At 41.2% G+C, this 24,006-nt stretch carries 28 protein-coding genes and 1 riboswitch; of the genes, 14 read left to right on the top strand and 14 right to left on the bottom strand.

Features of this window, described 5'->3' with window-relative positions; genetic code table 11:
* Positions 1-81: 81 nt before the first annotated feature.
* Positions 82-1,260, bottom strand: a complete 1,179-nt coding sequence (locus ACHUFV_RS26190) for a phosphoglycerate dehydrogenase (RefSeq protein WP_394239382.1) — start codon at positions 1,258-1,260, stop codon at positions 82-84.
* A gap of 181 nt (positions 1,261-1,441) precedes the next feature.
* Positions 1,442-1,518: riboswitch (glycine riboswitch) on the bottom strand.
* Between the two features lie 499 nt (positions 1,519-2,017).
* Positions 2,018-2,242, bottom strand: a complete 225-nt coding sequence (locus ACHUFV_RS26185) for a DUF1450 domain-containing protein (RefSeq protein WP_394239393.1) — start codon at positions 2,240-2,242, stop codon at positions 2,018-2,020.
* Positions 2,243-2,667: 425 nt separating this feature from the next.
* On the opposite strand from ACHUFV_RS26185, the gene ACHUFV_RS26180 reads away from it, so the two are divergent.
* A complete protein-coding gene (locus ACHUFV_RS26180; RefSeq protein ID WP_394239381.1) occupies positions 2,668-3,411 on the top strand; it encodes an RsfA family transcriptional regulator in 744 nt (247 codons plus the stop codon).
* 123 nt (positions 3,412-3,534) lie between these two features.
* Here the strand turns inward: ACHUFV_RS26180 and lipL are convergent, their stop codons facing one another.
* Entirely contained in the window at positions 3,535-4,374 is an 840-nt protein-coding gene (gene lipL / locus ACHUFV_RS26175) for an octanoyl-[GcvH]:protein N-octanoyltransferase (RefSeq protein ID WP_394239392.1), read from the bottom strand.
* A gap of 358 nt (positions 4,375-4,732) precedes the next feature.
* A complete protein-coding gene (gene pta, locus ACHUFV_RS26170) occupies positions 4,733-5,710 on the bottom strand; it encodes a phosphate acetyltransferase (protein WP_394239380.1) in 978 nt (325 codons plus the stop codon).
* Positions 5,711-5,989: 279 nt separating this feature from the next.
* Here pta and hemQ point away from each other — a divergent pair, with 279 nt between their 5' ends.
* Together hemQ and gerQ are read left to right on the top strand one after the other, a co-directional pair.
* Entirely contained in the window at positions 5,990-6,733 is a 744-nt protein-coding gene (gene hemQ / locus ACHUFV_RS26165) for a hydrogen peroxide-dependent heme synthase (RefSeq protein WP_394239379.1), read from the top strand.
* A 309-nt stretch (positions 6,734-7,042) separates the two neighbouring features.
* Entirely contained in the window at positions 7,043-7,558 is a 516-nt protein-coding gene (gerQ, locus tag ACHUFV_RS26160) for a spore coat protein GerQ (protein WP_394239378.1), read from the top strand.
* Positions 7,559-7,660: 102 nt separating this feature from the next.
* Here gerQ and ACHUFV_RS26155 read toward each other — a convergent pair whose 3' ends face one another.
* Positions 7,661-8,032, bottom strand: a complete 372-nt coding sequence (locus ACHUFV_RS26155) for a DUF423 domain-containing protein (RefSeq protein ID WP_394239377.1) — start codon at positions 8,030-8,032, stop codon at positions 7,661-7,663.
* A gap of 131 nt (positions 8,033-8,163) precedes the next feature.
* On the bottom strand, positions 8,164-8,466 hold the full coding sequence (locus ACHUFV_RS26150) for a YwdI family protein (protein WP_394239376.1): 303 nt from the start codon (positions 8,464-8,466) through the stop codon (positions 8,164-8,166).
* Between the two features lie 334 nt (positions 8,467-8,800).
* Between ACHUFV_RS26150 and ACHUFV_RS26145 the strand changes: the two genes are divergently transcribed.
* The 3 genes from ACHUFV_RS26145 to ACHUFV_RS26135 all read left to right on the top strand — a co-directional run bounded on the left by ACHUFV_RS26145 (position 8,801) and on the right by ACHUFV_RS26135 (position 11,261).
* Entirely contained in the window at positions 8,801-10,174 is a 1,374-nt protein-coding gene (locus tag ACHUFV_RS26145) for a sensor histidine kinase (RefSeq protein WP_394239375.1), read from the top strand.
* Positions 10,171-10,848: a response regulator transcription factor gene (locus ACHUFV_RS26140; RefSeq protein WP_394239374.1), complete on the top strand. Its 678-nt coding sequence runs from the start codon at positions 10,171-10,173 to the stop codon at positions 10,846-10,848. The genes ACHUFV_RS26145 and ACHUFV_RS26140 overlap by 4 nt, the downstream gene beginning before the upstream one ends.
* Before the next feature lie 131 nt (positions 10,849-10,979).
* A complete protein-coding gene (locus tag ACHUFV_RS26135) occupies positions 10,980-11,261 on the top strand; it encodes a hypothetical protein (RefSeq protein WP_394239373.1) in 282 nt (93 codons plus the stop codon).
* Positions 11,262-11,365: 104 nt separating this feature from the next.
* Here ACHUFV_RS26135 and ACHUFV_RS26130 read toward each other — a convergent pair whose 3' ends face one another.
* The 4 genes from ACHUFV_RS26130 to ACHUFV_RS26115 all read right to left on the bottom strand — a co-directional run bounded on the left by ACHUFV_RS26130 (position 11,366) and on the right by ACHUFV_RS26115 (position 14,610).
* Positions 11,366-11,497: a hypothetical protein gene (locus ACHUFV_RS26130; protein WP_394239372.1), complete on the bottom strand. Its 132-nt coding sequence runs from the start codon at positions 11,495-11,497 to the stop codon at positions 11,366-11,368.
* A gap of 13 nt (positions 11,498-11,510) precedes the next feature.
* Complete coding sequence (locus ACHUFV_RS26125; protein ID WP_394239371.1) at positions 11,511-13,949, bottom strand: heavy metal translocating P-type ATPase; 2,439 nt, start codon at positions 13,947-13,949, stop codon at positions 11,511-11,513.
* A gap of 97 nt (positions 13,950-14,046) precedes the next feature.
* Positions 14,047-14,253, bottom strand: a complete 207-nt coding sequence (copZ, locus tag ACHUFV_RS26120; protein ID WP_394239370.1) for a copper chaperone CopZ — start codon at positions 14,251-14,253, stop codon at positions 14,047-14,049.
* 15 nt (positions 14,254-14,268) lie between these two features.
* Complete coding sequence (locus ACHUFV_RS26115) at positions 14,269-14,610, bottom strand: metal-sensitive transcriptional regulator (RefSeq protein WP_394239369.1); 342 nt, start codon at positions 14,608-14,610, stop codon at positions 14,269-14,271.
* A gap of 268 nt (positions 14,611-14,878) precedes the next feature.
* Between ACHUFV_RS26115 and ACHUFV_RS26110 the strand changes: the two genes are divergently transcribed.
* Positions 14,879-15,928 (top strand): sulfite oxidase, encoded by a 1,050-nt coding sequence (locus tag ACHUFV_RS26110; protein WP_394239368.1) that lies wholly within the window; start codon positions 14,879-14,881, stop codon positions 15,926-15,928.
* Between the two features lie 71 nt (positions 15,929-15,999).
* On the opposite strand, the gene ACHUFV_RS26105 is transcribed toward ACHUFV_RS26110, so the two are convergent.
* Positions 16,000-16,380, bottom strand: a complete 381-nt coding sequence (locus tag ACHUFV_RS26105; RefSeq protein WP_394239367.1) for a YmaF family protein — start codon at positions 16,378-16,380, stop codon at positions 16,000-16,002.
* Between the two features lie 440 nt (positions 16,381-16,820).
* Here ACHUFV_RS26105 and ACHUFV_RS26100 point away from each other — a divergent pair, with 440 nt between their 5' ends.
* The 6 genes from ACHUFV_RS26100 (at position 16,821) to ACHUFV_RS26075 (ending at position 20,106) form a co-directional block, all read left to right on the top strand.
* Positions 16,821-17,489: a copper amine oxidase N-terminal domain-containing protein gene (locus ACHUFV_RS26100; protein ID WP_394239366.1), complete on the top strand. Its 669-nt coding sequence runs from the start codon at positions 16,821-16,823 to the stop codon at positions 17,487-17,489.
* A gap of 10 nt (positions 17,490-17,499) precedes the next feature.
* On the top strand, positions 17,500-17,751 hold the full coding sequence (locus ACHUFV_RS26095; protein WP_394239365.1) for a hypothetical protein: 252 nt from the start codon (positions 17,500-17,502) through the stop codon (positions 17,749-17,751).
* Complete coding sequence (locus tag ACHUFV_RS26090; protein ID WP_394239364.1) at positions 17,717-18,649, top strand: FAD:protein FMN transferase; 933 nt, start codon at positions 17,717-17,719, stop codon at positions 18,647-18,649. The genes ACHUFV_RS26095 and ACHUFV_RS26090 overlap by 35 nt, the downstream gene beginning before the upstream one ends.
* 1 nt (position 18,650) lies before the next feature.
* Positions 18,651-19,205: a ferric reductase-like transmembrane domain-containing protein gene (locus ACHUFV_RS26085; RefSeq protein ID WP_394239363.1), complete on the top strand. Its 555-nt coding sequence runs from the start codon at positions 18,651-18,653 to the stop codon at positions 19,203-19,205.
* Positions 19,206-19,402: 197 nt separating this feature from the next.
* Positions 19,403-19,738: a DMT family transporter gene (locus ACHUFV_RS26080; RefSeq protein ID WP_394239362.1), complete on the top strand. Its 336-nt coding sequence runs from the start codon at positions 19,403-19,405 to the stop codon at positions 19,736-19,738.
* Positions 19,739-19,755: 17 nt separating this feature from the next.
* A complete protein-coding gene (locus ACHUFV_RS26075) occupies positions 19,756-20,106 on the top strand; it encodes a DMT family transporter (RefSeq protein ID WP_394239361.1) in 351 nt (116 codons plus the stop codon).
* Between the two features lie 292 nt (positions 20,107-20,398).
* Here ACHUFV_RS26075 and ACHUFV_RS26070 read toward each other — a convergent pair whose 3' ends face one another.
* Together ACHUFV_RS26070 and ACHUFV_RS26065 are read right to left on the bottom strand one after the other, a co-directional pair.
* Positions 20,399-21,595, bottom strand: coding sequence for a sensor histidine kinase (locus ACHUFV_RS26070; RefSeq protein WP_394239360.1), 1,197 nt, complete (start codon positions 21,593-21,595; stop codon positions 20,399-20,401).
* Positions 21,588-22,265 (bottom strand): response regulator transcription factor, encoded by a 678-nt coding sequence (locus ACHUFV_RS26065; RefSeq protein WP_394239359.1) that lies wholly within the window; start codon positions 22,263-22,265, stop codon positions 21,588-21,590. Before ACHUFV_RS26065 ends, ACHUFV_RS26070 begins: the two co-directional genes overlap by 8 nt.
* A gap of 164 nt (positions 22,266-22,429) precedes the next feature.
* Here ACHUFV_RS26065 and ACHUFV_RS26060 point away from each other — a divergent pair, with 164 nt between their 5' ends.
* Positions 22,430-22,717, top strand: coding sequence for a hypothetical protein (locus ACHUFV_RS26060; RefSeq protein ID WP_394239358.1), 288 nt, complete (start codon positions 22,430-22,432; stop codon positions 22,715-22,717).
* Between the two features lie 61 nt (positions 22,718-22,778).
* Here ACHUFV_RS26060 and ACHUFV_RS26055 read toward each other — a convergent pair whose 3' ends face one another.
* Positions 22,779-23,981, bottom strand: coding sequence for an NAD(P)-dependent malic enzyme (locus tag ACHUFV_RS26055; protein WP_394239357.1), 1,203 nt, complete (start codon positions 23,979-23,981; stop codon positions 22,779-22,781).
* Positions 23,982-24,006 lie beyond the last annotated feature (25 nt).

Below are 24,006 nucleotides of genomic sequence, written 5' to 3'. Positions count from 1 at the left end.
ATAGTACTGTTGCTATTCTATTCTTCTCCAAAAAAATAAAGCACCTGCCCTAAGGCAAATGCTCTATTTTTTAAAAATCTATTAGATAATACGAACGTTAACCATTCCTGGGATTTTTCCGATATTTTCTTCTAAAGCAGGTGTTAAGTCGCCATTAAATTTATTATCGATATCGATAAGAGTATACGCGTATTCCCCACGGCTTCTGTTTACCATGTCCGCAATGTTTAAGTCATAGTTTGATAAAACAGCTGTAATGGAACCAACCATTCCTTTTACGTTTTGATGGAAAGCTGCCACACGGCGTTTTCCTTCATAAGGAAGTGAAGCATTCGGGAAATTCACTGAATTAACAACATTTCCTGTTTCTAAGAATTCCTTCACTTGGCGGGATGCCATAATCGCACAGTTCTCTTCAGACTCTGAAGTAGATGCACCAAGGTGTGGAATGCACACACAGTTTGTCATTTTTAATACTTTTTCATTCGGGAAGTCTGTAATATACTTGCCAACCTTACCACTGACAAGCGCTTCAGCCATATCGTCCTCGTTCACAAGCTCACCACGGGAGAAGTTCAAAATATGAACGCCATCCTTCATAAGTGCGAAAGAATCTTTGTTGAACATTCCACCTGTATCCTTAGTAAATGGAACGTGAACTGTAATGTAATCAGCCTTTGCATAAAGCTGCTCAAGAGTCATCGCACGTTGTACATTACGAGAAAGGTTCCAAGCGATATCAACTGAGATGAATGGATCAAATCCGATTACGTCCATATCTAAACGAAGCGCATCGTTTGCAACGCGGGCACCGATTGCTCCAAGTCCGATGATACCAAGCGTTTTACCTTTAATTTCTTTCCCAACAAACTGCTTCTTACCTGCTTCAACTAGCTTAGGAACCTCTTCACCCTTGCCCTCTAAGCCTTTTGTCCATTGAATTCCGGCAAACAGATTACGAGAAGATGCCATTAATGTTGTTAATACCAATTCTTTAACCGCATTCGCATTTGCACCTGGTGTATTGAAAACAACAATTCCTTTTTCGGTATACTCATTAACCGGAATATTATTAACACCTGCTCCAGCACGTGCCACAGCTTTTACATTGCTATCAAGCTCCATATTATGCATATTGAAGCTGCGAAGAACGATCGCATCAGGTGATTGGGCATCATTATCAATTTGGTAGTTATCATTGCTTTTAAATACATCTAATCCGACTTCTGCAATTGCATTTAACGTTTTAATTGTAAACATTTGTTTCTTTTCTCCCCTTTGGTCTTTTATGTTTTGTATAAAAAAATGACTAGTTAACTATGAATCTTACGTTTGAATTAGTACAAGATACTTATCAAATTCGCTCCAACTGAATGAAGTAAAAAAGAGATTGGACTCTTCTCCAATCTCCTGCAAAAACGTAAGAATAACAAATAACACTTGTTATTCTTCTGTCCTTTTGCCTGAGATTGTGAACCCTTCGGCGCCGCGCATTGCAATCTCTCCAGAAGCCGCTCCAGTCATAGCTTAATCCATAACCATCTTCGCTTGCGTATATTCTATTTCTAAGTGATGAATTTTGTTGAAAATACTTTACATTTTTTGTCGAACAGTTGTGTAATAATTTTAAATTTTACCAATATTATCTTACTTGTTCAAGCTCTACAACCTTTAAATTACTCGAAAAACGAATATTGTTTAGTCAAATTCACATTCATTCGTCTTTTATTAAAAATCAGAAAATTTATTAATATAATGTTTGAATTATAAATCATTTCAAAAAACATATCAAGTGTTTAAAATTAAGACTTTAACCTACTTTTTTTAACGGTACCGCTTACAATACGAGTGCACCAATCATTCACTAACACGAACATTTTTTAAATTTTTTTCACCTTCATTCGTAAAGAAGTAAACTTCCTTAGGAAGTCGAGGATTGTGTCTATCAGTTCCACCGGATTTAGATAGTTCCTTTTATAGAAAAAAACCCCCCCAGACTAAAGTCCGAGGAGATTCTCTATTTTTTCAGCTTCTTTTTAATTTTTTCTTCCAGCTCTTCTTCTGATAAAGCAGCAAGCGGCCGGTTATTAACAAAGGCAAAGGTTTTCTTTCGGCCCGGTCCACAATAGGATTGGCAGCCGATTTGAATTTCTGCTTCCGAATCAATTTTTTTCAGCATTGGTACTAACGTTTTTAAATTCACTGCCTGGCAGTCATCACAGACACGGAATTCATTCGACATAATGAATACATCCCCTTTTAACATTTCAATCATATCTATAAGAAATATGAAAACAATCTGTTTCTCACATTTTCATTCTTTTTGAAAACATTATACTCGTGCGATTTACACTATGTGGTATTTTAACGCTTCTTTTTCAGTATTGCAAGTTGACTCCACATCCCATGCTACCCGCTGACGTTCAAACTATTAATTTATAGATAAGGTAAATAGTGTCTTTGAAAAATAGAACTAAAGATACGTTCTGCCCCCACACTCAATATTAGATCAAACCACGTTCATTAGTATGTGTTTCACATCAAAAACCATTCCTTTTTACATAAGTCTACTATCCTTTTAATCACCTTGTATAAAGTTTGAAAACATTGGACATGATGAAAGTAACGCTTTATAAAAATACAAAAATATGATAGGGAGCTGAAGAAATGAAAGTTCGTCAAGATGCATGGACAGAAGAAAACGACCTGCTGCTTGCTGAGACTGTCTTAAGACATGTTAGAGAAGGAAGTACACAATTAAATGCGTTTGAAGAGGTAGGAGACAAGCTTAATAGAACATCTGCTGCCTGCGGTTTCCGCTGGAATGCCGTTGTGCGCCATAACTATGAAAAGGCGCTGCAGCTGGCGAAGAAACAGCGCAAGCAAAGACAACGTATTTTGGGGAGAGATCAAGGAGGCAAGAAAAAACTATTATACTCACCGCCACAGCCGAGTATGGAAGAAATTGAAACCTTGACTACACCAACCGATGTACAGCCATATAATGAAAATATGAATTTTGAAATGAGTGAAGAAATGACTGCTAACATGAATATGAACTCAACTGAACCTTCACCTGCACTAACGAACATGCCAACAAGCGGCATCAATCTCGATACTATTGTAGCTTACCTGGAAAATATGAAAAACTCAGGTTTTCAGGTTGAGATATTAAAAAGTGAGAATGAAAGATTAAAACGAGAAATCGCAGAGCTTAGAAGAACCAATAAAGAGCTTGAAGCCAAGATAGGCGAAATGGAGCAAAATACTGAAACCATTCAAGAGGATTACGAGACGTTGATGAAAATTATGAACAGAGCCCGCAAATTAGCTTTATTTGAAGAGGAAGAACGTCCAGCAACAACCTTTAAGATGGACCGAAACGGTAATCTTGAAAAAGTAGCTGAATAGTCTCGAATAATGGATAAAAGGCCGTGTACTAACGGCCTTTTTCTTATTTTGCAAATCTAAGCTCTGCCTTTTACGATGAAGTAGTTCACTAGATTGAAAACATCGTGCTGCAGAAGGTGAACTTCACTCTCCCATGACCTTTTGATTCCGCTCCACTACCCTTTCATAATAGCTTTCAAACAGTGGAACCTCATCTAGTGACAATGAACCTGTAAAAAGCTGCCCTGACTTGCCTTGCAGTACCTTTAAAAAGCGCAGCATTACATCCTGAACGGTTAAGTCCACCTGAAGCAGCTCTGACAAGGATGCCATCACCTCAGGGACAATCTTAGGATACACATGCCTTGTTTCTTCTCCTTTTTTACTAAGCTGATAAAATTGTTTAATCAGCTCGGCCCGTTCACTGCCGCTGCCATGAACGCAAAGATAGATTTGCACGGCCACGCCTTTCTTGATTCTCCGCTGCGAAATACCGGCAAATTTCTGTCCATTTATACTAAGATCATAGCTGCCTGGACAGTAAGAGCCGACAATTTCCCGCGCCTCAATCTCCTGATCGTGATCTGCAAACATGTCCTTCACAAGCTGCCACATCGCATCATAGCCGCGGTTGATATCAATCCCTTTTGCCTTTTCCGGAAAAACAAGCGTCAAATTTAATACTCCTTCATCCAGTACAACCGCCAGCCCGCCAGAATTGCGGACAATTACCTCATAGCCGTTTTCCTGCAAAAGATTCATGCCATCTTTTAAAAATGGAAGCTTCGTATCCTGTATTCCGAGTACAACTGTAGGCTGGTGGACCCATGATCTCGCCGTCGCCGGTGCTTCGCCTGAACCGACTGAAGCACATAGAGTATCATCCATCCCGAACGATTGCAGGGCACTAATATAAAGACCGGACACAGATTGATCAATCACTCTCCACCGCTCCTGAACTAATAAATCCTTTGTATCGTGCATGTTTTGTCTCCTTGTTGTAGCTTTCATTTCTTTATTATAGCATTCTTCTTTTTCATTATTAAAATTCAGTTTTGGTGACAGGTTGATTTCCGTTCCAGGCACTTCGCTTTCCGCGGGCGACCGCCGAGCCTCCTCGACACTACGTGTCTGCGGGGTCTCGACTGTCTCGCTTCTCCCGCAGGACATTGAATTACTTCCTTGAATCCGCCCACGCACGAGAAAATTCGATAGAATTTTCGAGGAGTCTTCGTGCCTTCCACTCCAATCAACAAGGGAACCATATTCGATATTGTTTATTAACACAGTCAAAAAAGGCAAAAAAAGTACACCACCCAACAGGTGATGTACTCCAAATCACTTATTTTTTCAAAGCCTGTGCTGCTGTAATAAGTGCTAACTTATAAACATCTTCTTCATTACATCCGCGGGAAAGATCATTTACCGGGCGGTTAAGTCCTTGCAGGATTGGGCCAACAGCCTCGAAATTACCTAAACGCTGCGCAATTTTGTAGCCGATGTTACCTGCTTCCAAGCTTGGGAATACAAATACATTTGCATCGCCTTGAAGCACGGAACCTGGTGCTTTGCTTTTCGCAACAGAAGGAACGAATGCTGCGTCAAATTGGAATTCTCCGTCAATGACTAACTCTGGAGCACGCTTCTTCGCTTCCTCCACTGCTGTCGAAACCTTTTCCGTTTCAGGAGATTTCGCTGAACCCTTTGTTGAGAAGCTTAGCATCGCTACACGCGGTTCGACATCAAACATTTCCGCAGTCTTCGCACTTTCGATCGCAATTTCCGCTAAATCATTGCTGTCAGGTGCAATGTTGATTGCACAATCTGCAAACACATATTTCTCATCTTCGCGAACCATGATGAAGACACCGGAAGTCTTGCTGACGCCTTGCTTTGTTTTGATAATTTGCAATGCTGGACGAACTGTATCAGCAGTTGAATGTGCTGCACCACTTACAAGTCCGTCAGCTTTATTTGTATGAACAAGCATCGTACCGAAGTAATTTTCATCTAAAAGGATTTTGCGTGCATCCTCTTCAGTTGCCTTCCCTTTACGGCGCTCCACAAATGAAGCAACTAGCTCGTCAAATGCTGCATAGCTTGCTGGGTCATAGATTTCTGCTGACTCCAAAGAAACATTTAGTTCCTTTGCCTTTGCTTCAATTTGCTCGATGTTCCCTACTAAAATAGGGGTTAATACGTTATCCTCTGCCAAACGTCCGGCAGCTGTTAATATTCTTTCATCTAATCCTTCCGGAAAGACAATTTTCAGGTTTTGACCTGTTAGTTTTTGTTTTAAGCCTGCGAATAAATCACTCATGTATTTACCCTCCTTTAATATTTCCCTATATTAGCATACTCTTCCAAAGTAAAAATTCAAGAACCTTGCAGCTTCCTAATAAATGTTCCATTTTTGGAATATTTCTAAATAGTTATTCATATTGGTAAAATTGTCCCTTTACTACTATCTACATATTTCAAAATAATATCCTGATAAATGATGATTCTGATTTTTTCGTGTTTCATCCATGAGGTTATGGAGAAACTATGATATAGTAGTTTATGAAAAATGTATTGTATAGACAAGGAGTGAAAATAGATGAGTCAAGCAGCAAAAACGCTCGATGGATGGTATTGTTTACATGATTTCCGTACAATGGATTGGACCACGTGGAAAATGGTGCCTAGCGAGGAACGCGAAGCAGCGATCCAAGAATTTCAAGGTCTTGTAGACAAATGGAACCGCACTGAAAAGGAAGCGCAAGGAAGCCATGTTATTTACAGCATTGTTGGCCAAAAGGCAGATTTCATGATGATGCTTCTTCGACCAACGATGGAAGAGCTGAATGAAATTGAAAACGAATTCAACAAGACAAAGCTGGCTGAATTTACAGTACCAGCCCATTCTTATGTATCTGTGGTTGAATTAAGTAACTATCTGTCTTCTGAAGAAGATCCATACCAAAATCCGCAAATCCGTGCGCGATTGTATCCGATCCTACCGAAATCCAAGTACGTTTGCTTCTATCCAATGGATAAGCGTCGTCAAGGTGAGGATAACTGGTACATGCTTCCGATGGAGGAACGTATGAGCCTGATGAGAAGCCACGGCATGATTGGCCGTCAATATGCAGGTCTTGTTAAACAAATCATTACAGGCTCTGTTGGTTTTGATGATTATGAGTGGGGCGTTACACTTTTCTCAGATGATGTTCTTCAATTTAAGAAGCTTGTCTATGAAATGCGCTTCGATGAAGTAAGTGCGCGTTACGGCGAGTTTGGTTCCTTCTTTGTCGGAAACCACCTTGCAGATGAAAAAATTCAACCCTTTTTACATGTATAACGACTAAATTTGCAAGCATGTGCTTACATAACTAGAGTCCTCGGCATCTTCCGAGGGCTCTTTTTGTGCTGTCTTGATTAAATTACCTATGGCGATAGGGTAGTCTTAATTTTTAGTCATATTTGGCCCACTTCCCCCATATCCATTAGTTAGTGAGCATGATACATTACATCACGATTTTAGCTTTAACACTTGCTAGTCAGTAACAGATTGTTTAGTCCTGAATGGGACCGGCAGTCTATAATCATTCACCTTATTAGACCTGCGCAAGTTTCACCGCTTGTGATTAAAGTATTAGGAGGGAATTGAATGAGCCAACAAAACTATAATCCTTATGGGTATTACAGATCGTACCCATCTTACGGAAATACACAGCCGCAATATGGAGGGGCTTCAATGGGTTCAATGCAGCCAGCCATGTATCCGCAGCAGGGTGCTATGCCTGGAACTATGTTCCCACCTCCAGGAGGTACAGGTATGTTTCCCCCTGCAGGCGCTGCACCAGGAACAGGAGCTCCTTCCATCCCAGGTATGCTGCCTGTTGAACAATCCTATATTGAAAATATCCTTCGCTTGAACAAAGGAAAGCTTGCCACTGTTTATGCAACCTTTGAGAACAATGCGCAATGGAACGCAAAAATCTTTAAAGGCATTATCGAAGCAGCCGGAAGAGACCATTTGATTTTAAGCGATCCAGAAACCGGACAACGTATCCTACTGCCGATGGTCTATTTTGATTATGCTACATTTGATGAAGAACTAGAGTACGAGTACCCATTTGCAGCAACAGCTGCACCGGATCTAGCTACTTTTTCACCAAGATAACCTAGCAAGGCTTTCCCGGCCACATTATATCCAAAGCTGACCACCTATTTATATAAAAAGGAGTCTGACGCTCTTGTCAGACTCCTTTCTTTCATCTAGAGCTTATAGAAATTTTACCGCAGCAACCACAATCAATGCCCATGCCACAATAAATGCCACACCGCCGAGCGGTGTAATCGCACCAAGCATGCTGATTTTTGTAATACTTAATACATATAGGCTTCCAGAAAAAAGCACGACACCAATAAACATCAACCAGCCGGACCATGACAGTAATGAGCTTGAATGAACCTTACCGAGCAAAATGCCCACAATCAACAATCCGACAGAGTGAAGCATTTGATAGGTTACAGCCTTCCCCCATGTATCCAGATATTTTGGCTCAAGCTTTCCTTCAAGAATATGTGCTCCAAATGCTCCTAAAGCAACAGACAACCCAGCCAGAACGGCACCTAGAATTACAAATAATTTCATCCTTCTCTCCCTTTCATCCTTTGCTTTTCTCTATAAAAATTAGGCTATGAAACGTAGCTGCCACTTTCCGTTACAGGTAAATGAATCTACAACCGAACGAAAATAAACAGTGTTCTTCACACAGCCAAAAATTAAAAATCAAAAATAGAATCTCCGTTTGCCCCGTCCTCTACCTCCAATTTCTTCTGCGGCGGCTGGAAGGTTACAGGCTGCGGCTGAAAACTTATCGGCTGCTGTTGGAAGGTAACAGCTGGCGGTGTTATAGATCGTTTGCTTGTCTCCACATCAGCATGTGATGGTTCCTCTAAAATAAGCTCACAAAGAGCTTTCATAGCATAAGCATGTTCACGTATTTTCGTATCAGAACCGGCATGCCTTGCTTCCTGTAGTTCTTTTCCGATCCTATCTAGAAGTTTATTAATTGAAATATTCATCCTGACCTCCAGATCATTCTGTATTTTCTCTATGTAAATCTAGTGTTTACCCATTATCTATTATGGCAGCTGCTGCAGCCATCGAATTCTTCTTTATTCTACATGAATTTACATCAAATTACAGCCTTTTAGCATTCATCATGTAAACCTCCTTCCACCTGCATCATCCGACATTAGATACTACAAAAACTAGACATGTTTCACGTGAAACATTTTCTTTCCAACAAAACCAGCACTTTCCATTGAAACCACGATAATCTTTTTATTTCTGCACCATTTCTCCAATTTTTTGCCGTACACTATATCTATCCTCTTTGAAATTAGGTGAATCCGCTTGAAGAAGCTTTCCGTAAAACTAGGAATTTTATTTTTCTTCATTATCTTTGGTTTAGTTACGTTCATGTTTTTCTTTTTACATAATGGAATCACTCAGTCACGGGTTGAGGAAGAGCTGAGCAGCCTGCAGAAACGCGGCAATTCCCATCGTGACATTCTCGAAAAACACTTTGACCTTGATACAATTGATCATGTTGTTTTAATGGAATCTGAAGCAGAAACCGATGTGGTCATTACCAATCAAGACGGGCAGGTATTAAACTCTTCAGCTCCTCCAGAGGTCTATGAGAAGTATTTGAAGGTATCTCTCACTTCTTTACCTAGTGAGGGTCGTGTCATTGAAGGAAATTGGGAAGATGAGCCTTATATTTCAACCGTCAGTCCCATTCAAAAGAATGATCAGCTTGTTGGACTTGTGTATATGTTTCAGGATACAACATCCGTTCATTCCATGATGAAACGATTGAATGAACATTTTGTTATCGCAGGCTGGATTTCCGTTATTTTTACGATTGTCATTATTATTTTTCTCTCAAAAGGAATTACCAAGCCACTCTTGAGAATGAAAGAAGCGACAAGCCAAATCAGCAAAGGAAATTACTCCGTTTCCCTCCCTAATACGTATGAGGATGAATTAGGTGATTTAGCGAAATCAATTGAAACCTTAGCCCGCGACCTACAATACTTAACCAAGCAGCGCAATGAATTTTTGGCAAGCATTTCCCATGAATTGCGGACACCTTTAACGTACATCAAAGGTTATGCTGATATACTACGGAAACAGAGCCTGCCAAAGGAGGAAATGGAAAAATATTTAACGATTATTGTAGAGGAAGCGAATCGGCTAACTCAATTGGTAAAGGAGCTTTTTGAATTGGCCAAGCTTGATCAGAATCAATTTGCGATTGTAAAGCAACCAATTGATTTACACCCATTTTTCGAAAAAATGGAGCGTCAGTTTCTGCCGATCTTTCAAGAAAACTCAATCGATTTTACCGTCAACTGTCCACCGAATTTATACGTCATGGCAGACCCGCTCCGGCTGGAACAGATTCTTTTCAATCTTTTAGACAATAGCAAAAAGTATTCCCCGAATGGCAGCAAGGTTGTTTTAAGGGCCTGGAACCATAAAAATAAAGTTCATATTCTCGTTCAGGATCACGGAAAGGGAATTCCTGAACAGGACCTCCCCTTTATTTTTAATCGATTCTATCGAGTGGATAAAGCCCGCAGCCGTTCTCTTGGCGGGTCAGGACTTGGACTGGCCATTGTGAGGGAGCTTGTTCATGCACATGGAGCAGATATTACCGTCAACAGTAAAGAGAATTCCGGCACATGCTTTGAAATCATTTTTTCAGGAGGACCATTATGAAAAACATCTTATTAGTAGATGATGAACCGTTAATGTTAGATTTATTATCCTTGTATTTAAGCCCCCGCGGCTATCATTGTATAAAAAAGGAATCAGCACTAGCAGCAATCGACTACCTAGAATCACAGTCGGTTGACCTTATTTTGCTCGATATTATGATGCCCGACATGGATGGCTTAGAGGCCTGCCGAGAAATCCGTAAATATTGGGATATCCCCATCATTATGCTGACGGCTATGAGCGAAAAATCGGATATCGTCAAGGGACTGAATACCGGAGCAGATGACTACATTTCAAAACCGTTTGATGAAGATGAATTGCTGGCAAGGATGGATGCCGTTTTACGGAGAAGAACAAAAAACAACGGCATTCTAGCTTTTCAGGGACTTGTGTTAAATCAAGACTCCTTCCAGCTCCATTACAATCAACAGGAAATCTCCCTAACCCCAAAGGAGTTTGGCATGATGAGCTTGTTTTTAACGAACCCGAATGTCGTTTTTACAAGGGAGCACTTGATTAACACCGTTTGGGGATATGGCGTTTCAACGGAGGACCGGACCATTGATTCCCATGTTAGAAATCTGCGCGAAAAGCTTCGCAGAGCCGGTTTCCCTGCTGATGATCATTTACTTACCGTCTGGGGAGTCGGGTATAAATGGAACGGGCAGGAATAATCACAGGTAGCGTAATCATCAATATCATTCATACTCTCTAACATTCATAAGATTGTAACAACTTCCCTACTTTTCTGCATACCTTCTGCAAATCATTACGGTACGATTAAGACAAGAAGGGAGCTGATACCATGAAGAAAAAAATAGTAATTGGATTGTTAACAGGCGCAATTCTTTTAGGCGGAGCCGGCACAATAGCGTTTGCGCAGGCCAATGACGGGAATGATACAGGAATTTTAGATTTTGGTGAGATGAAGCCTTATATGGAAAAAATGCATCCAGAGTTATCAGACCAAGAATTACAGGACATGTACAATTCCTGCCATGGTGATGGCGGCATGATGGAAAACGTGAACCCTAAAGACATGATGCAAAACGGTGTGCAGCCAGGAAACATGATGAATAATTTGTAGATAGACGTAAAGGGATTGGTTCGGATACCAATCCTTTTTTTACTTGAATAGTGACAAAAAAAGTGACCTCCAGCTTTCACTAGAGGTCACTTCATACGACCATTCTATTCCTCATGCTGCTCTGTATTAGTATGCCCCGAACTGTCTGTAGGAGACTCCGCTAATCCTGTATAAGCATAATATACACCGACAATGACCAGCAAATAAACAATGGCGGAAAGCGCCCATTTTTTCATTTGTCACATCTCCTTAAAGTTTTACTTTTTGCAGACGAAGTGCATTCAACACAACTGATACCGAGCTGAATGCCATTGCTGCACCTGCAAGCCATGGCGCCAGGAATCCAATTGCGGCAATAGGGATTCCGATTGTGTTATAAGCAAGAGCCCAAAAAAGGTTTTGCTTAATATTACGAATCGTTTTATGACTCATTAATATTGAGTCCGCGATACTGTTCAAATCGCCGCGGATTAACGTAATATCAGCGGCTTCCATAGCCACATCCGTTCCTGTACCAATTGCCATTCCAATATCAGCAACAGCCAGTGCCGGTGCATCATTGATTCCATCTCCAACCATGGCTACCTTCTTACCCTGTGCCTGAAGCTTCTTCACTTCTTCCGCCTTTCCTTCCGGCAGAACCTCCGCAATGACAGAATCAACGCCCGCCTCTTTTGCGATGGCAGTAGCTGTCTGCTGATTGTCACCTGTAATCATAATCACTTCAAGCCCCATGTCCTTCATGCGTTTAATCGCTTCTGTTGAGGTTTCCTTGATTGTATCCGCGACGGCAACAAGTCCGGCATAGACACCGTCCACTGCAGTCAGCATCGCTGTTTTTCCTTGCTTTTCAAGGTCTTCCATTACATCAAGCATACCGTCGATTTCGACATTAAATCGTTTCATCAGCCTGCGTGTTCCAACCAACACCTCCCGGCCATTTACAGCTGCTTTAATACCATAGCCAGGTATATTTTCAAACTGGGACACCTCACTAAGCTCAATTGACCTTTCCTTAATTCCAGCTACAATTGCCTGTGCAAGAGGGTGCTCCGATTGTTTCTCAGCAGATCCTACGAGTGATAAGAACTCTGCCTCTGCCAAGTCTGTTACTACATCTGTAAGAACCGGCTTTCCATTCGTGATTGTGCCTGTTTTATCTAAAATAACGGTATTAATCCTGTGCGTCATTTCAAGATGCTCTCCACCTTTAAACAGGATGCCGTATTCAGCAGCCCGGCCGGAGCCAGCCATAATGGATGTTGGTGTGGCCAGACCAAGCGCACATGGGCAGGCAATGACAAGCACTGCAATCAGTTTCTCTAATGCCTCTGCAAAGTTACCCGGATCCACCCAGATATACCAAATCAAGAACGTAATCATGGCAATCCCGACAACTATTGGGACGAAGACTCCTGAGATTGAATCGGCCAAGCGCTGAATCGGTGCTTTCGAGCCCTGTGCTTCTTCAACCACTTTAATGATTTGAGCAAGTGCCGTTTCCTTGCCGACCTTTGTTGCCTTCATTTTCAAAAATCCATTTTTATTAATCGTTGCGCCAATAACAGTATCCCCTACTGTCTTATCAACCGGAACACTTTCACCGGTAATCATGGATTCATCCAACGCAGAGGTTCCTTCTAAAATTTCACCATCAACAGGGATCTTCTCGCCCGGTTTGACTAATAAAATATCTTCATTGACCACATCTTCAAGTGGGATGGTCATTTCCTCGCCATCGCGGACCACCGTTGCTGTCTTCGCCTGCAAGCCCATGAGTTTTTTAATCGCCTCTGATGAGCGCCCCTTTGCTCTTGCTTCAAACAGTTTTCCGAGGATAATTAATGTGATTAATACAGCACTTGTTTCAAAATATAGTCCGACTGAATGGGTACCTTTACCAATAGTCTGAAGAGTTAAATATACACTGTAGAAATAAGCTGCTGAGGTTCCCAGAGCTACCAGCACATCCATATTCGCACTTTTATTTTTCAGCGCTTTATAGGCTCCTACATAAAATTGCTTCCCAATGATAAATTGGACAGGTGTTGCCAACAGCATTTGCACCCACGGATTCATAAAGGCCTCTGGTACATATAAGGAGGATGTAAAGCTGAAATGTCCAACCATTGCCCATAGAAGCGGTATGGAAAGGATTGCCGAGAAGATGAATTTCCCTTGCTGTTTGATAATTTCCTTTTGCCTGTGATCAACAGTCTCCTGCTTTGTTTCATCACTTTTAACAATGGCACCATAGCCAAGGTTTCCAACCTTTTGAATCATTTCCTTAACAGAGACAGCGGCAGGATTATATTCAACCGATGCTTTCTCCAAGGCCAAGTTAACATTTGCGTTTAACACGCCATCCAATTTACTAAGGCCTTTTTCAATTCGGGTTGCACAAGCAGCGCATGTCATACCTGTAATATCCAATTCCTGCTTTTCTGTCACAACATCATAGCCAAGGTCCCTCACCTTTTTCTGAATTTCCAAAGCACTCATTGCTGCCGCATCATATTTCACAGTAGCTGTTTCAAGAGCAAGATTCACATTCGCTTCCTGCACACCCTCCATTTTCTTCAAACCCTTTTCAATTCGGGTCGCACAGGCGGCACATGTCATACCGGTTATTTGGAACTGATTTTCAGCAGTATTTCCAGCTGCCTTTTCAGCCATTTTTTCACTCATTTATATTCACCTCATACCTATATAGGGTATATTTCATTGTAAAAGAGAGAGCGAGTGCTTTCAAAAACACATTCGCTCTTCATTTTTACCCATTGGCCTATTTTACATCATACCCTTGATCATCAATGGTTTCCTTGATTGTATCTAATGTTACTTCATCTGCATTATATTCAACGTCGACTGACTTATTTTCCAGGCTTACCTTCACACTTGCCACACCATTTAATTTACCAACGCTGCCTTCTACTGCTTTCACGCAGTGCCCACAAGACATACCTTCAACGTTTAGAGTTACTTTTTCCATCTAGAACAGCTCCCTTTACTTTTTCATTAATTTTTGAACCGTAACAAGCACTTCATCTACAACCTCTAAATCCCCACTTTGAATGCGATCGACCACACACTCCTTCATATGGGCTTCCAGAAGGATTTTTGCCACGCTGTTTAAAGCGGCCTGGGTAGCAGCAATTTGTGTAATGACATCGTCACAATAAGTATCTCTGTCAATTAACCGCTTTATGCCCCGAACCTGACCCTCAATCCGATTTAACCTGGATTCAAGGTTTTTCTTCATCTTATCAGAATGATGACTCTTCCGTTCACCTGAATGACAGCAGTCTTCTCCTTCTAGTAGGGGGTCTTTCTCCATTTCGGATGACATTGGCTATCCCTCCTTGATTTTATTATAGTATACGGGGGTACCCTATGTAAAGTTCCTTTTCTAAAGATTTTATGGAAAATTTTTTCTGAATCCCCACAGGATTGTTTATCCAAATTGGTAAACCTTAATATATGAAAAATACATCACCTTTATACTCAAGGAGGGTACCTTACCTATATTATACTCCCCCACCCTATCCTATTCCTTTTCTTCATTGTTCTATTAAGAGGATTTCTAAATATGATTTACAATGAAAAGAGGTGCTGTAATGGAAAATAAACCATTTCTTACAACTAGATCACTGCAACCGGAAAATCAAGAATCCCCCATTCACTTTCTTTCTTCCTGGCTGACACCGGACAAATACTTTTACCGTCGAAATCACTTTTCCTATCCTGTTTTAACTTCAAAGCATCTTTGGCTGCAAATTAATGGGAATATATCTCAGCCCCGTTTCTTTCATTTGTATGAAATGCTTAGCTTACCCGTAAAATCACTCATCCTTCCCCTCGAATGTGCAGGCAATAAAAGAGCTCACTTTCATCCAAAGGTCTATGGAGAACAGTGGGAGGATGGAGCCATCAGTCAAGGAAAATGGACGGGAGTGCCTTTGTTTTATTTACTCGAACAGACAGGATTCTCAAAAAATACAAAGGAGATTGTTTTTGAGGGTGCAGACTTTGGCCGAAAGCCTAATAAAGATAACATGATTCCCTACAGGAGAAGCCTTCCGTTAGAAAAAGCCTTACATCCAGATACCATCATTGCCTATCAGTACAATAATAAATCCCTCGATTATAAACATGGCTATCCATTTAGATTGATTGTTCCAAACTGGTACGGGATGGCCTCCGTTAAATGGTTGAATAAAATTGAAATCATCGATCATTCCTTTGAAGGGCCCTTTCAAACAGAAGATTATGTCTACTACCCTCATAAAAACGATGATCAAGAATCCTACCCCGTTACGACTCTACATGTAAATTCGATTATTCAACAGCCGCTTCCGTTTACCGTGTTGAATACGGGAATTCACGAGATTAAAGGAATTGCCTGGACAGGGAAAGGAGTTGTAACCGAGATTGAGGTCAGCTTAAACAATGGCGACACCTGGAAGCAGGCCGTTCTCGAGCGTTCGAATGACCCTTATGCATGGACAAAATGGTTCCTTTTGTGGCATGCAGAGAAAAAAGGAGAGTATTCTATTTATGTAAGGGCAAAGGATTCACATGGTAGGGTCCAGCCACTGCAGCCTTTTTGGAACCGGATGGGTTATGGATATAATGCTGTTTCAAAAGTGAATGTGAAAATAGAATAAACCATAAACCATTGTTCTTTAACACAGCTTTTAAAAAGACTCACCATTTTCGGTGAGTCTCAGATTATCCATTATCGACTTGTTCTTCCACTATATCTATGACTATGAGGCCTCATCCCACTAACGGTGGTAAAGCCGCTAAATTCATGATAATGACCGCCGCCGGGAAGTGGAATAGCTGGGCCGGTTACGCCTTGAATCTGATGGTGATGCTGATTATCTATTGAGGTAAAGGTAAAATATCGATGGGTGTGCTGGACTCCACTTGGAGCAGGTTCAGTCTTTCCAGCATATCTGTGACTATGACCATCATCAAACGACGTTATCCCTCTAAATTCGTGAACATGCGTTGGAAGCTGTCTCCCGTCCCATGTTGTAATATAAAGATGATGTGAATGCTTTGAGTCCGCATCATCAGCATGGTACATAAATCCAGTAACAGGAATCTCCATTAATCCATCTCCTTTTTGCCTTCTACTGACTGTTTGTTGTAAAACTGGCAAGGGATTCAAATATTCAGAACTATGCTATTTGCCAAATATAAAAAATATGCATCTTTTATAGAAAATGCATAAATTCTGCACATATTGCTAGTAAGATATACAAAACAAGTTGATTGACCTCTCCTTGTTTTGAAACACAAATGGGCGCCTGCAAGGCGTCTTTTTTTTGCATTTTTTTCAAAATCAGACGAATCTATTAAGACTTTGTCAAACCTCCTCTTTTCTTGCATCGAAATATGACATGTTTCACGTGAAACACACAATTTGGCACATTTTCCAACTTCCTTTTACATATCCATTATTTAAAACGAAACCCAACTTTCCCCATAATTTCAGTTCTTTTTCAGAAACACGGGTTACATTTGTTATCAATAAGGAGGGATAAGAAAATGAAGTCAAAAATGACAAAGTGGACATTACTCTTATGTATGCTTCTCTTCATTACTCAAACAGGAACAATCGCCAGTGCAGACGACGATTATGAGGATGATGAGGAATGGTATGAAAGGCATGAACATGAAGATGAGGAACGTGAATATGAGGAGGACGAATATTGGGAGGACGACGCTGAGGAGTCCTATAATGAGAACGCCCCTGCTTACGAAAACGGCACACAGTATGAAAGCACTGCTACGCAAGGCTCCTTTTGGAATCTATGGACAAGGGAACTAGGCAGCACTTCCTCAAACTCCAACCTTCCCTTCCAGGAAGCAAAGGAAGTGAGCATTGAATTAAATAATACAAGCGAATTATTTTACATGATACCGCAAAACGGACAGCTCCTTGTTCCAGGTGAAAAGGTAGCGGCATTTCTTGGGGCAACATCACACTACTATCAGCAAAGCAGAATTCTAGAAATTAAGAAGGAGCAAGAAGAGCTTATTGTCCGTGCGGGAACAAATGCAGCCTATGAAAATATGGTCAAAACACCAATGCCAATTCAAGCTTTCTATTATGAGAAATCTGTTTATGTGCCAATTTCAGTGATTGCCAATGTATTAGGGTACCGTGTTAGCTGGGATGCAGCAAAGTCTGCGATTATTCTACAGGAAATATGAGGTGAGAAGGATGAAAATGAACACAAAGGCAAAATGGATTGTTGGTATTTCGGGAGCAGCCTTTTCCGCTTTTATTCTTAGTGCACTTGATAATCCTGCGCCGAAGGAACAAGGGACCCTTTCGGCAGAAGTCACCGACAAGATGAGCGAGCGTGAAAAAGAACTCGTCCAGCTAGACTGGAGTGACTTTTCTCCACAAATTCAAAGCTCTGGAGGGAATACCGGAAATGACCGTACGACAAGAAGATCAGCACGGAACTAATATCGATTCACTGACCATTGAAGTAATGAACTGCTCGTTTTATGTGGCCGTATCAAACAGTGAGCAGCCTGATTGGAAGCAGACAGTTACATCATTGCTTCACTATTTTGATTCGGAGTTTTCCAGGTTCAAAGCATTTAATGAGCTTTGGCGGTTTAACGAAGCGGAGCAGAATTCTACAGTAACCGTCTCCCCTGTTCTTTATGATTTATTAAAAAAGGCTGAAAATTATCGCATCCTAACGGAAGGTCGCTTTTCACCCTATATGCTCACACCGCTAGAACAGCATGGCTATCATCAGTCATTTCCATTTACGGAAGCGGTGAGTGCAAAAGTACCTCCATCCATTTATAAGCTTGAGTCAGAGCCCTTGATTTTCCATGGTGATGGAAGAATTACCAAAAGAACGAAGCAAAAGGTAGATTTGGGCGGGATTGCAAAGGGCTATGCCGTTGAAGCTGTTTCAACGTGGCTGCAGCAGCAGGCACATGCCTGCTTTGGCATTGTCGATGGCGGCGGTGATATGGCCGTCTGGTCAAACGGGGAGAAAACGTGGAAAATTGGAATCATGGATCCCTTCGATGAGGACAGGGAAATAGGTACATTTTCCATTATGAACGGCGGCATCGCTACCTCGAATACGGTCTATCGGAGCTGGCTTCAGGACGGGATCCTCAAAAGTCATTTATTAGACGGCAGAACCGGCAAGCCTGTAAAGTCGCCGATTGTTCAAACCACCGTCATTACTAAACATTGCATTGATGCAGAAATCGGTGCCAAGGTTTGCTTTATGGAGGATCCCGCAGCAATCAAAACTGTTTTAAATAAAATCTCTGAAAACTATCAGTACGTCCTTGTTACGTTAGACGGACAAACAATCAATGGAAGGAGTAACTAAATTGAACCTTGAGTTTATTTCTAGTTGGAATTTCATCCGCCTCTCCGGTTTTCTTGCCTATTTCCTATTAACCATTTCATTAGCTGCAGGGTTAGCAGGCCGGATGGCAGGACTTCAGAAGAAAAAGCCCCTCATGATGACGCTGCATCAAACAAGCGGCTGGGCAGGATTTTTAACCATTATTTTTCATATTATCTTATTATGGAAGGATGAGTATGTTCCCTATACACTCCTAGAGCTGCTGGCCCCTTTTTCAGCACAGAACGCCCCGATCCTATCAGCATTCGGAACCATTTCCTTTTATTTATTTCTCATCACCATCGCCGCATCCGATTTTTTTATGCGGACATTAGGCCACAAGCTATGGAAGACCCTCCACTTCCTTGTTATTCCCGCATGGGCATTAATGGTCTTACATGGTCTTTTGATTGGGACAGATTCCACACAGCCATGGGCTGCCTTCCTATATGGCGGCGGAGTGATTCTACTCTTCACATTGCTTGCACTTCGGTATGCAGAGACGAAGCTGCAGCCTGCCGCAAAATCCTCAAGTTGATAGATATCGGACAATGCGAGCTTGGAATCCCAGGCTCTTGCCTATTTTCACCATCAAGTTCTCTTCAGCATTTAGAATACCTCTCTCGTAAAAAATATCCTTCTTCGTCCAATGTAAGTTGATTGAATATTACAACATTTCTGTGATATACATAGATAAGATTCTTACCGTAAGTGTTACTCTAGGAGGATAAATTCATGAACTCGTTCATTCTATTGTTCGCTGCTATCATTAGTGAGGTATTTGCCAGCTCTCTATTAAAGGCTGCGGACGGCTTTAAAAAGCTGTTGCCCTCAATCGGCGTTGTAATTGGATATGGCTTTGCCTTTTACTTTTTATCACTTTCGCTTAAAATCCTGCCGCTTGGTATGGCTTATGCCATTTGGTCTGGGTTGGGAACTGCTCTAACTGCATTAATAGGCGTCACAATTTATAAAGAAGGCTTTAACAGCAGGACATTTTGGGGCTTAGCACTTATTATTTTTGGGGTCATTCTCATAAACTTCGCGAACGGAGAATCCCATTCGATTTAAAGATTGGAGGAAGCAAAGTGAAGGGCTATCTATTGTTAGGAATTTCGATTATCAGTGAACTATTTGCTACCACTATGCTGAAGCTTTCAGAGGGATTTACCGTCTTATTCCCCTCACTTGCCGTGGTAATTGGCTACGGATTATCCTTTTATTGCTTATCATTATGTCTGAAAACCGTTCCCTTAAGCTTGGCCTATGCGATATGGTCTGGCGTTGGTACAGCGTTGACTGCATTACTTGGTGTAATGATTTGGGACGATCCTTTTAATTCTCTTACCTTTGCAGGCTTGGCACTTATTATCGGAGGCATTATTCTTTTACAATCATCAACGAAGCCGGAAAAGGTTAATAAACAATCAAATCGATAATAAAAAGAGTAAGAATCTGATAGGATCCTTACTCGTTTTTATTGGACTATTATAAATATGTTCTTGATTTCCGTTCAAGAAACTTCGCTTTCCGCAGGCGACCTCCGAGCCTCCTCGACACTTCGTGTCTGCGGGGTCTCGACTGTCTCGCTTCTCCCGCAGGACATTGAATTACTTCCTTGAATCCGCCCACGCACGAGAAAATTCGATAGAATTTTCGAGGAGTCTTCGTGCCTTCCACTTCAATCAACAAGTGCATCCAATCCAAAATTGTCTTTAACATAGTTATTCTTTAAAAGGTTATGATAAATTGAGTTCCTTTGCCTTGCTCACTTTTTACGTCCATCTTTCCCCCATGTGCATCAACGATTGTTTTAGCAATTGATAATCCAAGCCCGGAGCCGTCTCTTTTTCTAACAGAATCAGCTCGATAAAATCGATCAAAAATATGGGGAAGGTCCTCCGGAGAAATACCTGAGCCTGTATCCTCCACACTTAATCTAATTTTTTGATCCCTTTTCAATGTACAGGTAATGGTGCCTTCCTTTGTATAACGGACGGCATTTTCCAGCAGGATGTACAGCAGCTGCTGAATCCGCACCTTATCACCCTTCATCACAACCTGATCTTGAATATCCCAGACAATTGATAATGGTGCAGGAACCGTTCTAGCAAAACTAGTTAACCAGGAACGTAGTTGAGAGGACAAATCAAATTCTTCCCTATTCAATTCCATATTTCCCTGATCACTTCTTGCCAAAAATAGCAGGTCACTTAGCAGCTTATTCATCAACTCGGCTTCATTTTTTGCATCCTCCAGCACTTCCTTTCCAAACGTGCTTAGATTTTCCTCCCCCGAAAGGACATCAATTGAGCTGTAAAAGATGCTTAACGGCGTCCTTAATTCATGCGAGGCATCCGAAACAAACTTTCGCTGCGTTTGAAAGGACTTCTGAATCGGCTTCATCGCCTGTCCAGCAAAAAAGTGTCCAATCCAGGCAAACAAAAGGCTGAGAACTAATGTTAACGACAGAAGAATCCAGACAATCTTGTCAATGACATGCTTTTCATTGGTAATGTCCATACCAATAATCACAGCCCCAATGTTCTCCAAAGGATAGCTCTTCACTAATAAATGTGACTTCTCCCATTGAATCTCTTCTGTTTCATTTGGTTTATCCATATTTGAGAGAAAACGATAAAGTCCTTGGACTGTTTCTTCGCCTGTGATTAATTGCTGATCTCCATCTACCACATAATAGAAATACCTTCTATCTTCTCTATATTCTAACTGTTCATCCTCTCGCTCATAGTAATGCTCATAGAATTCATGCCTTTCATTTTCAAAAAATAAGTCTAATTCATTGATATCTTCCTTTTTGATGACCTCTGAGATAAATCCATATAATACAAGAATAAAAATCACCAATATTAGTAATAACGAGCCTGTAAACAGGATCATCAGTCTGGATTTAACGGTATTAAACATGACCGTCCCTCAATGTATAGCCGACACCTCGAACGTTTTTAATGATTGAGGGCTTCCCCGGCAGGTCAATCTTCTTCCGAACCAGCTTCACAAGTGCATCAAGGGCATTTTCCGTTACATCAACCTCAAAGCCCCAGATTCGATCAAGCAGCACTTCCCTTGTCATTGTTTGATGTTTATTCCGCAGCAGCAGCTCTACTAACGCATACTCTTTCCTAGATAGCTCGATGGCTTTTCCATTTCGCTCCACCACATGTGTATTCAAATGTAACTGCAGCCCATCACAAGAGAGAATCTCTTCGAACGGCTTCTCAATTCTTCTCGAGAGTGCTCGTAATCGTGCCGCCAATTCCTCAAATTTAAAGGGCTTAACGAGATAATCATCTGCACCGGAATCAAGACCTGTGACAACATCTTCAATGGAATCCTTTGCTGTCAAAAATAAAATACAGCCTTTATAGCCGTTCTTCCTTAATCGGCTGCACACCTCAACACCGCTAAGGCCCGGCATCATCCAATCGAGAATCACAACATCATAGTCTGATACTAAAGCGTAATCATATGCAGAGCTGCCATCCTTCACCCACTCTACCCGGTTAAATTCCTTCTTCAGCAAATGATAGATTAACTTTCCTAGGCTTTCATCATCTTCAGCAAATAAAATATCCATTACATGCACTTCCTTTATCAGCTGGCACTATTTTACACTTATGATAACAGAGAAATCTGAAAATCGGATGAAAATCTCAAAGAAGTGTGTGAACTATTAGGTGAGAATAAACTACATCCTTTAGAAAAAAAATAGAAGCATCAACAAACCGTAGGAGCTGTTTCATGATACAAGCCAGAACAGAGCAGGAATGGGTCGTAGAATATGTAAAAAGGAAAAAACATCCACTGCCTGTTGTATTAGGCACAAGAGGAACCTGGACAGGCAACGGAAAGCCAATGATTATCTTAATTGGTTTTACAATTGAGGATGTATTTGTTTTAGGTGATATCTATGGAGTGTCCCATCATCCTGTAAGAGAAATGAAAGAGAAGCAGGTAACGTATTATGCGATAAATATTATCGATAAGAAAAAGGTAAAGGAAATTATCAAGGAATGGAAGGAGCCCTAAGGCCTAAGAGGATAAAAAAGGCAGTACCCTTTTAATAAGAGTACTGCTTTACTACTGTCTATTAAACATACATTAATATTTTGCTGTTTTTTGCAACTCCAGACTCAATTGCTGCTTTTGATACTGCGAAGGCTACACCTTCAACAACACGTTTATCCAATGCACTTGGAATGACATAATCGCTTGTTAATTCATGATCCGGGATAATATGTGCAATCGCATATGCTGCTGCAATCTTCATTTCTTCGTTAATGTCAGTTGCCCGAACATCAAGGGCGCCACGGAAAATTCCCGGGAAGGCCAGCACATTATTCACTTGATTTGGAAAATCAGAGCGACCTGTCCCTACGACTGCCGCTCCGGCGGCTAAGGCTTCTTCTGGGAGAATTTCCGGTGTTGGGTTTGCCATCGCAAACACGATTGCATCATCATTCATTGTTCTAACCATATCTCCTGTCAACACGCCAGGACCTGAAACGCCGATAAAGACATCTGCATCTACAATCGCATCTTTAAGATCGCCTTTTGCCTTTCGATGATTCGTAACTTCTGCAATAAGTGACTGATTAGGGTTCATCCATTCCTCACCAGGACAAAGGATTCCTGCTCGATCCACAAGTGTAATATCTCTCATCCCTGCTGTCATTAATAGTTTGGCAATCGCAATGCCAGCGGATCCAGCGCCATTAATAACAGCCTTAACGTTTTCGATATTCTTTTTCACCAAACGTAACGCATTGATTACTGCTGCTAAAATAACAATCGCTGTTCCGTGCTGATCATCATGAAATACAGGAATGTTTAGTTCCTTTTTCAAACGTTCTTCAATTTCAAAGCATCTAGGTGCAGCAATATCTTCTAAATTAATCCCGCCAAAGGTCGGCTCTAATGCCTTAACAATATTGACAATCTCATCAACATTCTTTGTATTAAGACAAAGAGGAACAGCATCGATGCTTGCAAATTGATTAAATAGCAGAGACTTCCCTTCCATTACAGGCATAGCTGCTTCCGGCCCGATATCACCCAAACCTAATACGGCAGTACCATCTGTCACGACGGCCACCATATTGCCGCGTCCAGTATACTCATAAGAAGCTTCTTTATCTTCAGCAATCGCTAAACAAGGTGCAGCAACACCTGGTGTATAGGAAAGACTTAGATCTTCAGCAGAATTTATTTTTACTTTACTAACTACGCGAATTTTACCGGCCAACTCTTTGTGTAATTGCATGGCTCTTTCTTTTATTGAATGATCACTCATGGTTTTCCACTCCCCTATAACATTT

The sequence above is a fragment of the Niallia oryzisoli genome (assembly GCF_043641075.1).
In the GTDB taxonomy this organism is placed as follows: domain Bacteria; phylum Bacillota; class Bacilli; order Bacillales; family Cytobacillaceae; genus Bacillus_BD; species Bacillus_BD oryzisoli_A.
Note: the sequence above shows the minus strand (reverse complement) of the source record. Positions and strands in the feature narration are given on the sequence as shown.

Excerpts from the sequence above, each read along its gene's own strand:
- lipL (WP_394239392.1), bottom strand. The coding sequence starts at position 4,374 with ATGCACGATACAAAGGATTTATTAGTTCAGGAGCGGTGGAGAGTGATT.
- ACHUFV_RS26115 (WP_394239369.1), bottom strand. The coding sequence starts at position 14,610 with ATGTCATCCGAAATGGAGAAAGACCCCCTACTAGAAGGAGAAGACTGC.
- ACHUFV_RS26090 (WP_394239364.1), top strand. The coding sequence starts at position 17,717 with ATGACCGTACGACAAGAAGATCAGCACGGAACTAATATCGATTCACTG.
- ACHUFV_RS26190 (WP_394239382.1), bottom strand. The coding sequence starts at position 1,260 with ATGTTTACAATTAAAACGTTAAATGCAATTGCAGAAGTCGGATTAGAT.
- ACHUFV_RS26105 (WP_394239367.1), bottom strand. The coding sequence starts at position 16,380 with ATGGAGATTCCTGTTACTGGATTTATGTACCATGCTGATGATGCGGAC.
- ACHUFV_RS26110 (WP_394239368.1), top strand. The coding sequence starts at position 14,879 with ATGGAAAATAAACCATTTCTTACAACTAGATCACTGCAACCGGAAAAT.
- gerQ (WP_394239378.1), top strand. The coding sequence starts at position 7,043 with ATGAGCCAACAAAACTATAATCCTTATGGGTATTACAGATCGTACCCA.
- ACHUFV_RS26055 (WP_394239357.1), bottom strand. The coding sequence starts at position 23,981 with ATGAGTGATCATTCAATAAAAGAAAGAGCCATGCAATTACACAAAGAG.
- ACHUFV_RS26150 (WP_394239376.1), bottom strand. The coding sequence starts at position 8,466 with ATGAATATTTCAATTAATAAACTTCTAGATAGGATCGGAAAAGAACTA.
- ACHUFV_RS26080 (WP_394239362.1), top strand. The coding sequence starts at position 19,403 with ATGAACTCGTTCATTCTATTGTTCGCTGCTATCATTAGTGAGGTATTT.
- ACHUFV_RS26185 (WP_394239393.1), bottom strand. The coding sequence starts at position 2,242 with ATGTCGAATGAATTCCGTGTCTGTGATGACTGCCAGGCAGTGAATTTA.
- ACHUFV_RS26155 (WP_394239377.1), bottom strand. The coding sequence starts at position 8,032 with ATGAAATTATTTGTAATTCTAGGTGCCGTTCTGGCTGGGTTGTCTGTT.
- ACHUFV_RS26100 (WP_394239366.1), top strand. The coding sequence starts at position 16,821 with ATGAAGTCAAAAATGACAAAGTGGACATTACTCTTATGTATGCTTCTC.
- ACHUFV_RS26140 (WP_394239374.1), top strand. The coding sequence starts at position 10,171 with ATGAAAAACATCTTATTAGTAGATGATGAACCGTTAATGTTAGATTTA.
- pta (WP_394239380.1), bottom strand. The coding sequence starts at position 5,710 with ATGAGTGATTTATTCGCAGGCTTAAAACAAAAACTAACAGGTCAAAAC.
- ACHUFV_RS26095 (WP_394239365.1), top strand. The coding sequence starts at position 17,500 with ATGAAAATGAACACAAAGGCAAAATGGATTGTTGGTATTTCGGGAGCA.
- ACHUFV_RS26070 (WP_394239360.1), bottom strand. The coding sequence starts at position 21,595 with ATGTTTAATACCGTTAAATCCAGACTGATGATCCTGTTTACAGGCTCG.
- ACHUFV_RS26065 (WP_394239359.1), bottom strand. The coding sequence starts at position 22,265 with ATGGATATTTTATTTGCTGAAGATGATGAAAGCCTAGGAAAGTTAATC.
- hemQ (WP_394239379.1), top strand. The coding sequence starts at position 5,990 with ATGAGTCAAGCAGCAAAAACGCTCGATGGATGGTATTGTTTACATGAT.
- copZ (WP_394239370.1), bottom strand. The coding sequence starts at position 14,253 with ATGGAAAAAGTAACTCTAAACGTTGAAGGTATGTCTTGTGGGCACTGC.
- ACHUFV_RS26125 (WP_394239371.1), bottom strand. The coding sequence starts at position 13,949 with ATGAGTGAAAAAATGGCTGAAAAGGCAGCTGGAAATACTGCTGAAAAT.
- ACHUFV_RS26135 (WP_394239373.1), top strand. The coding sequence starts at position 10,980 with ATGAAGAAAAAAATAGTAATTGGATTGTTAACAGGCGCAATTCTTTTA.
- ACHUFV_RS26130 (WP_394239372.1), bottom strand. The coding sequence starts at position 11,497 with ATGAAAAAATGGGCGCTTTCCGCCATTGTTTATTTGCTGGTCATTGTC.
- ACHUFV_RS26060 (WP_394239358.1), top strand. The coding sequence starts at position 22,430 with ATGATACAAGCCAGAACAGAGCAGGAATGGGTCGTAGAATATGTAAAA.
- ACHUFV_RS26180 (WP_394239381.1), top strand. The coding sequence starts at position 2,668 with ATGAAAGTTCGTCAAGATGCATGGACAGAAGAAAACGACCTGCTGCTT.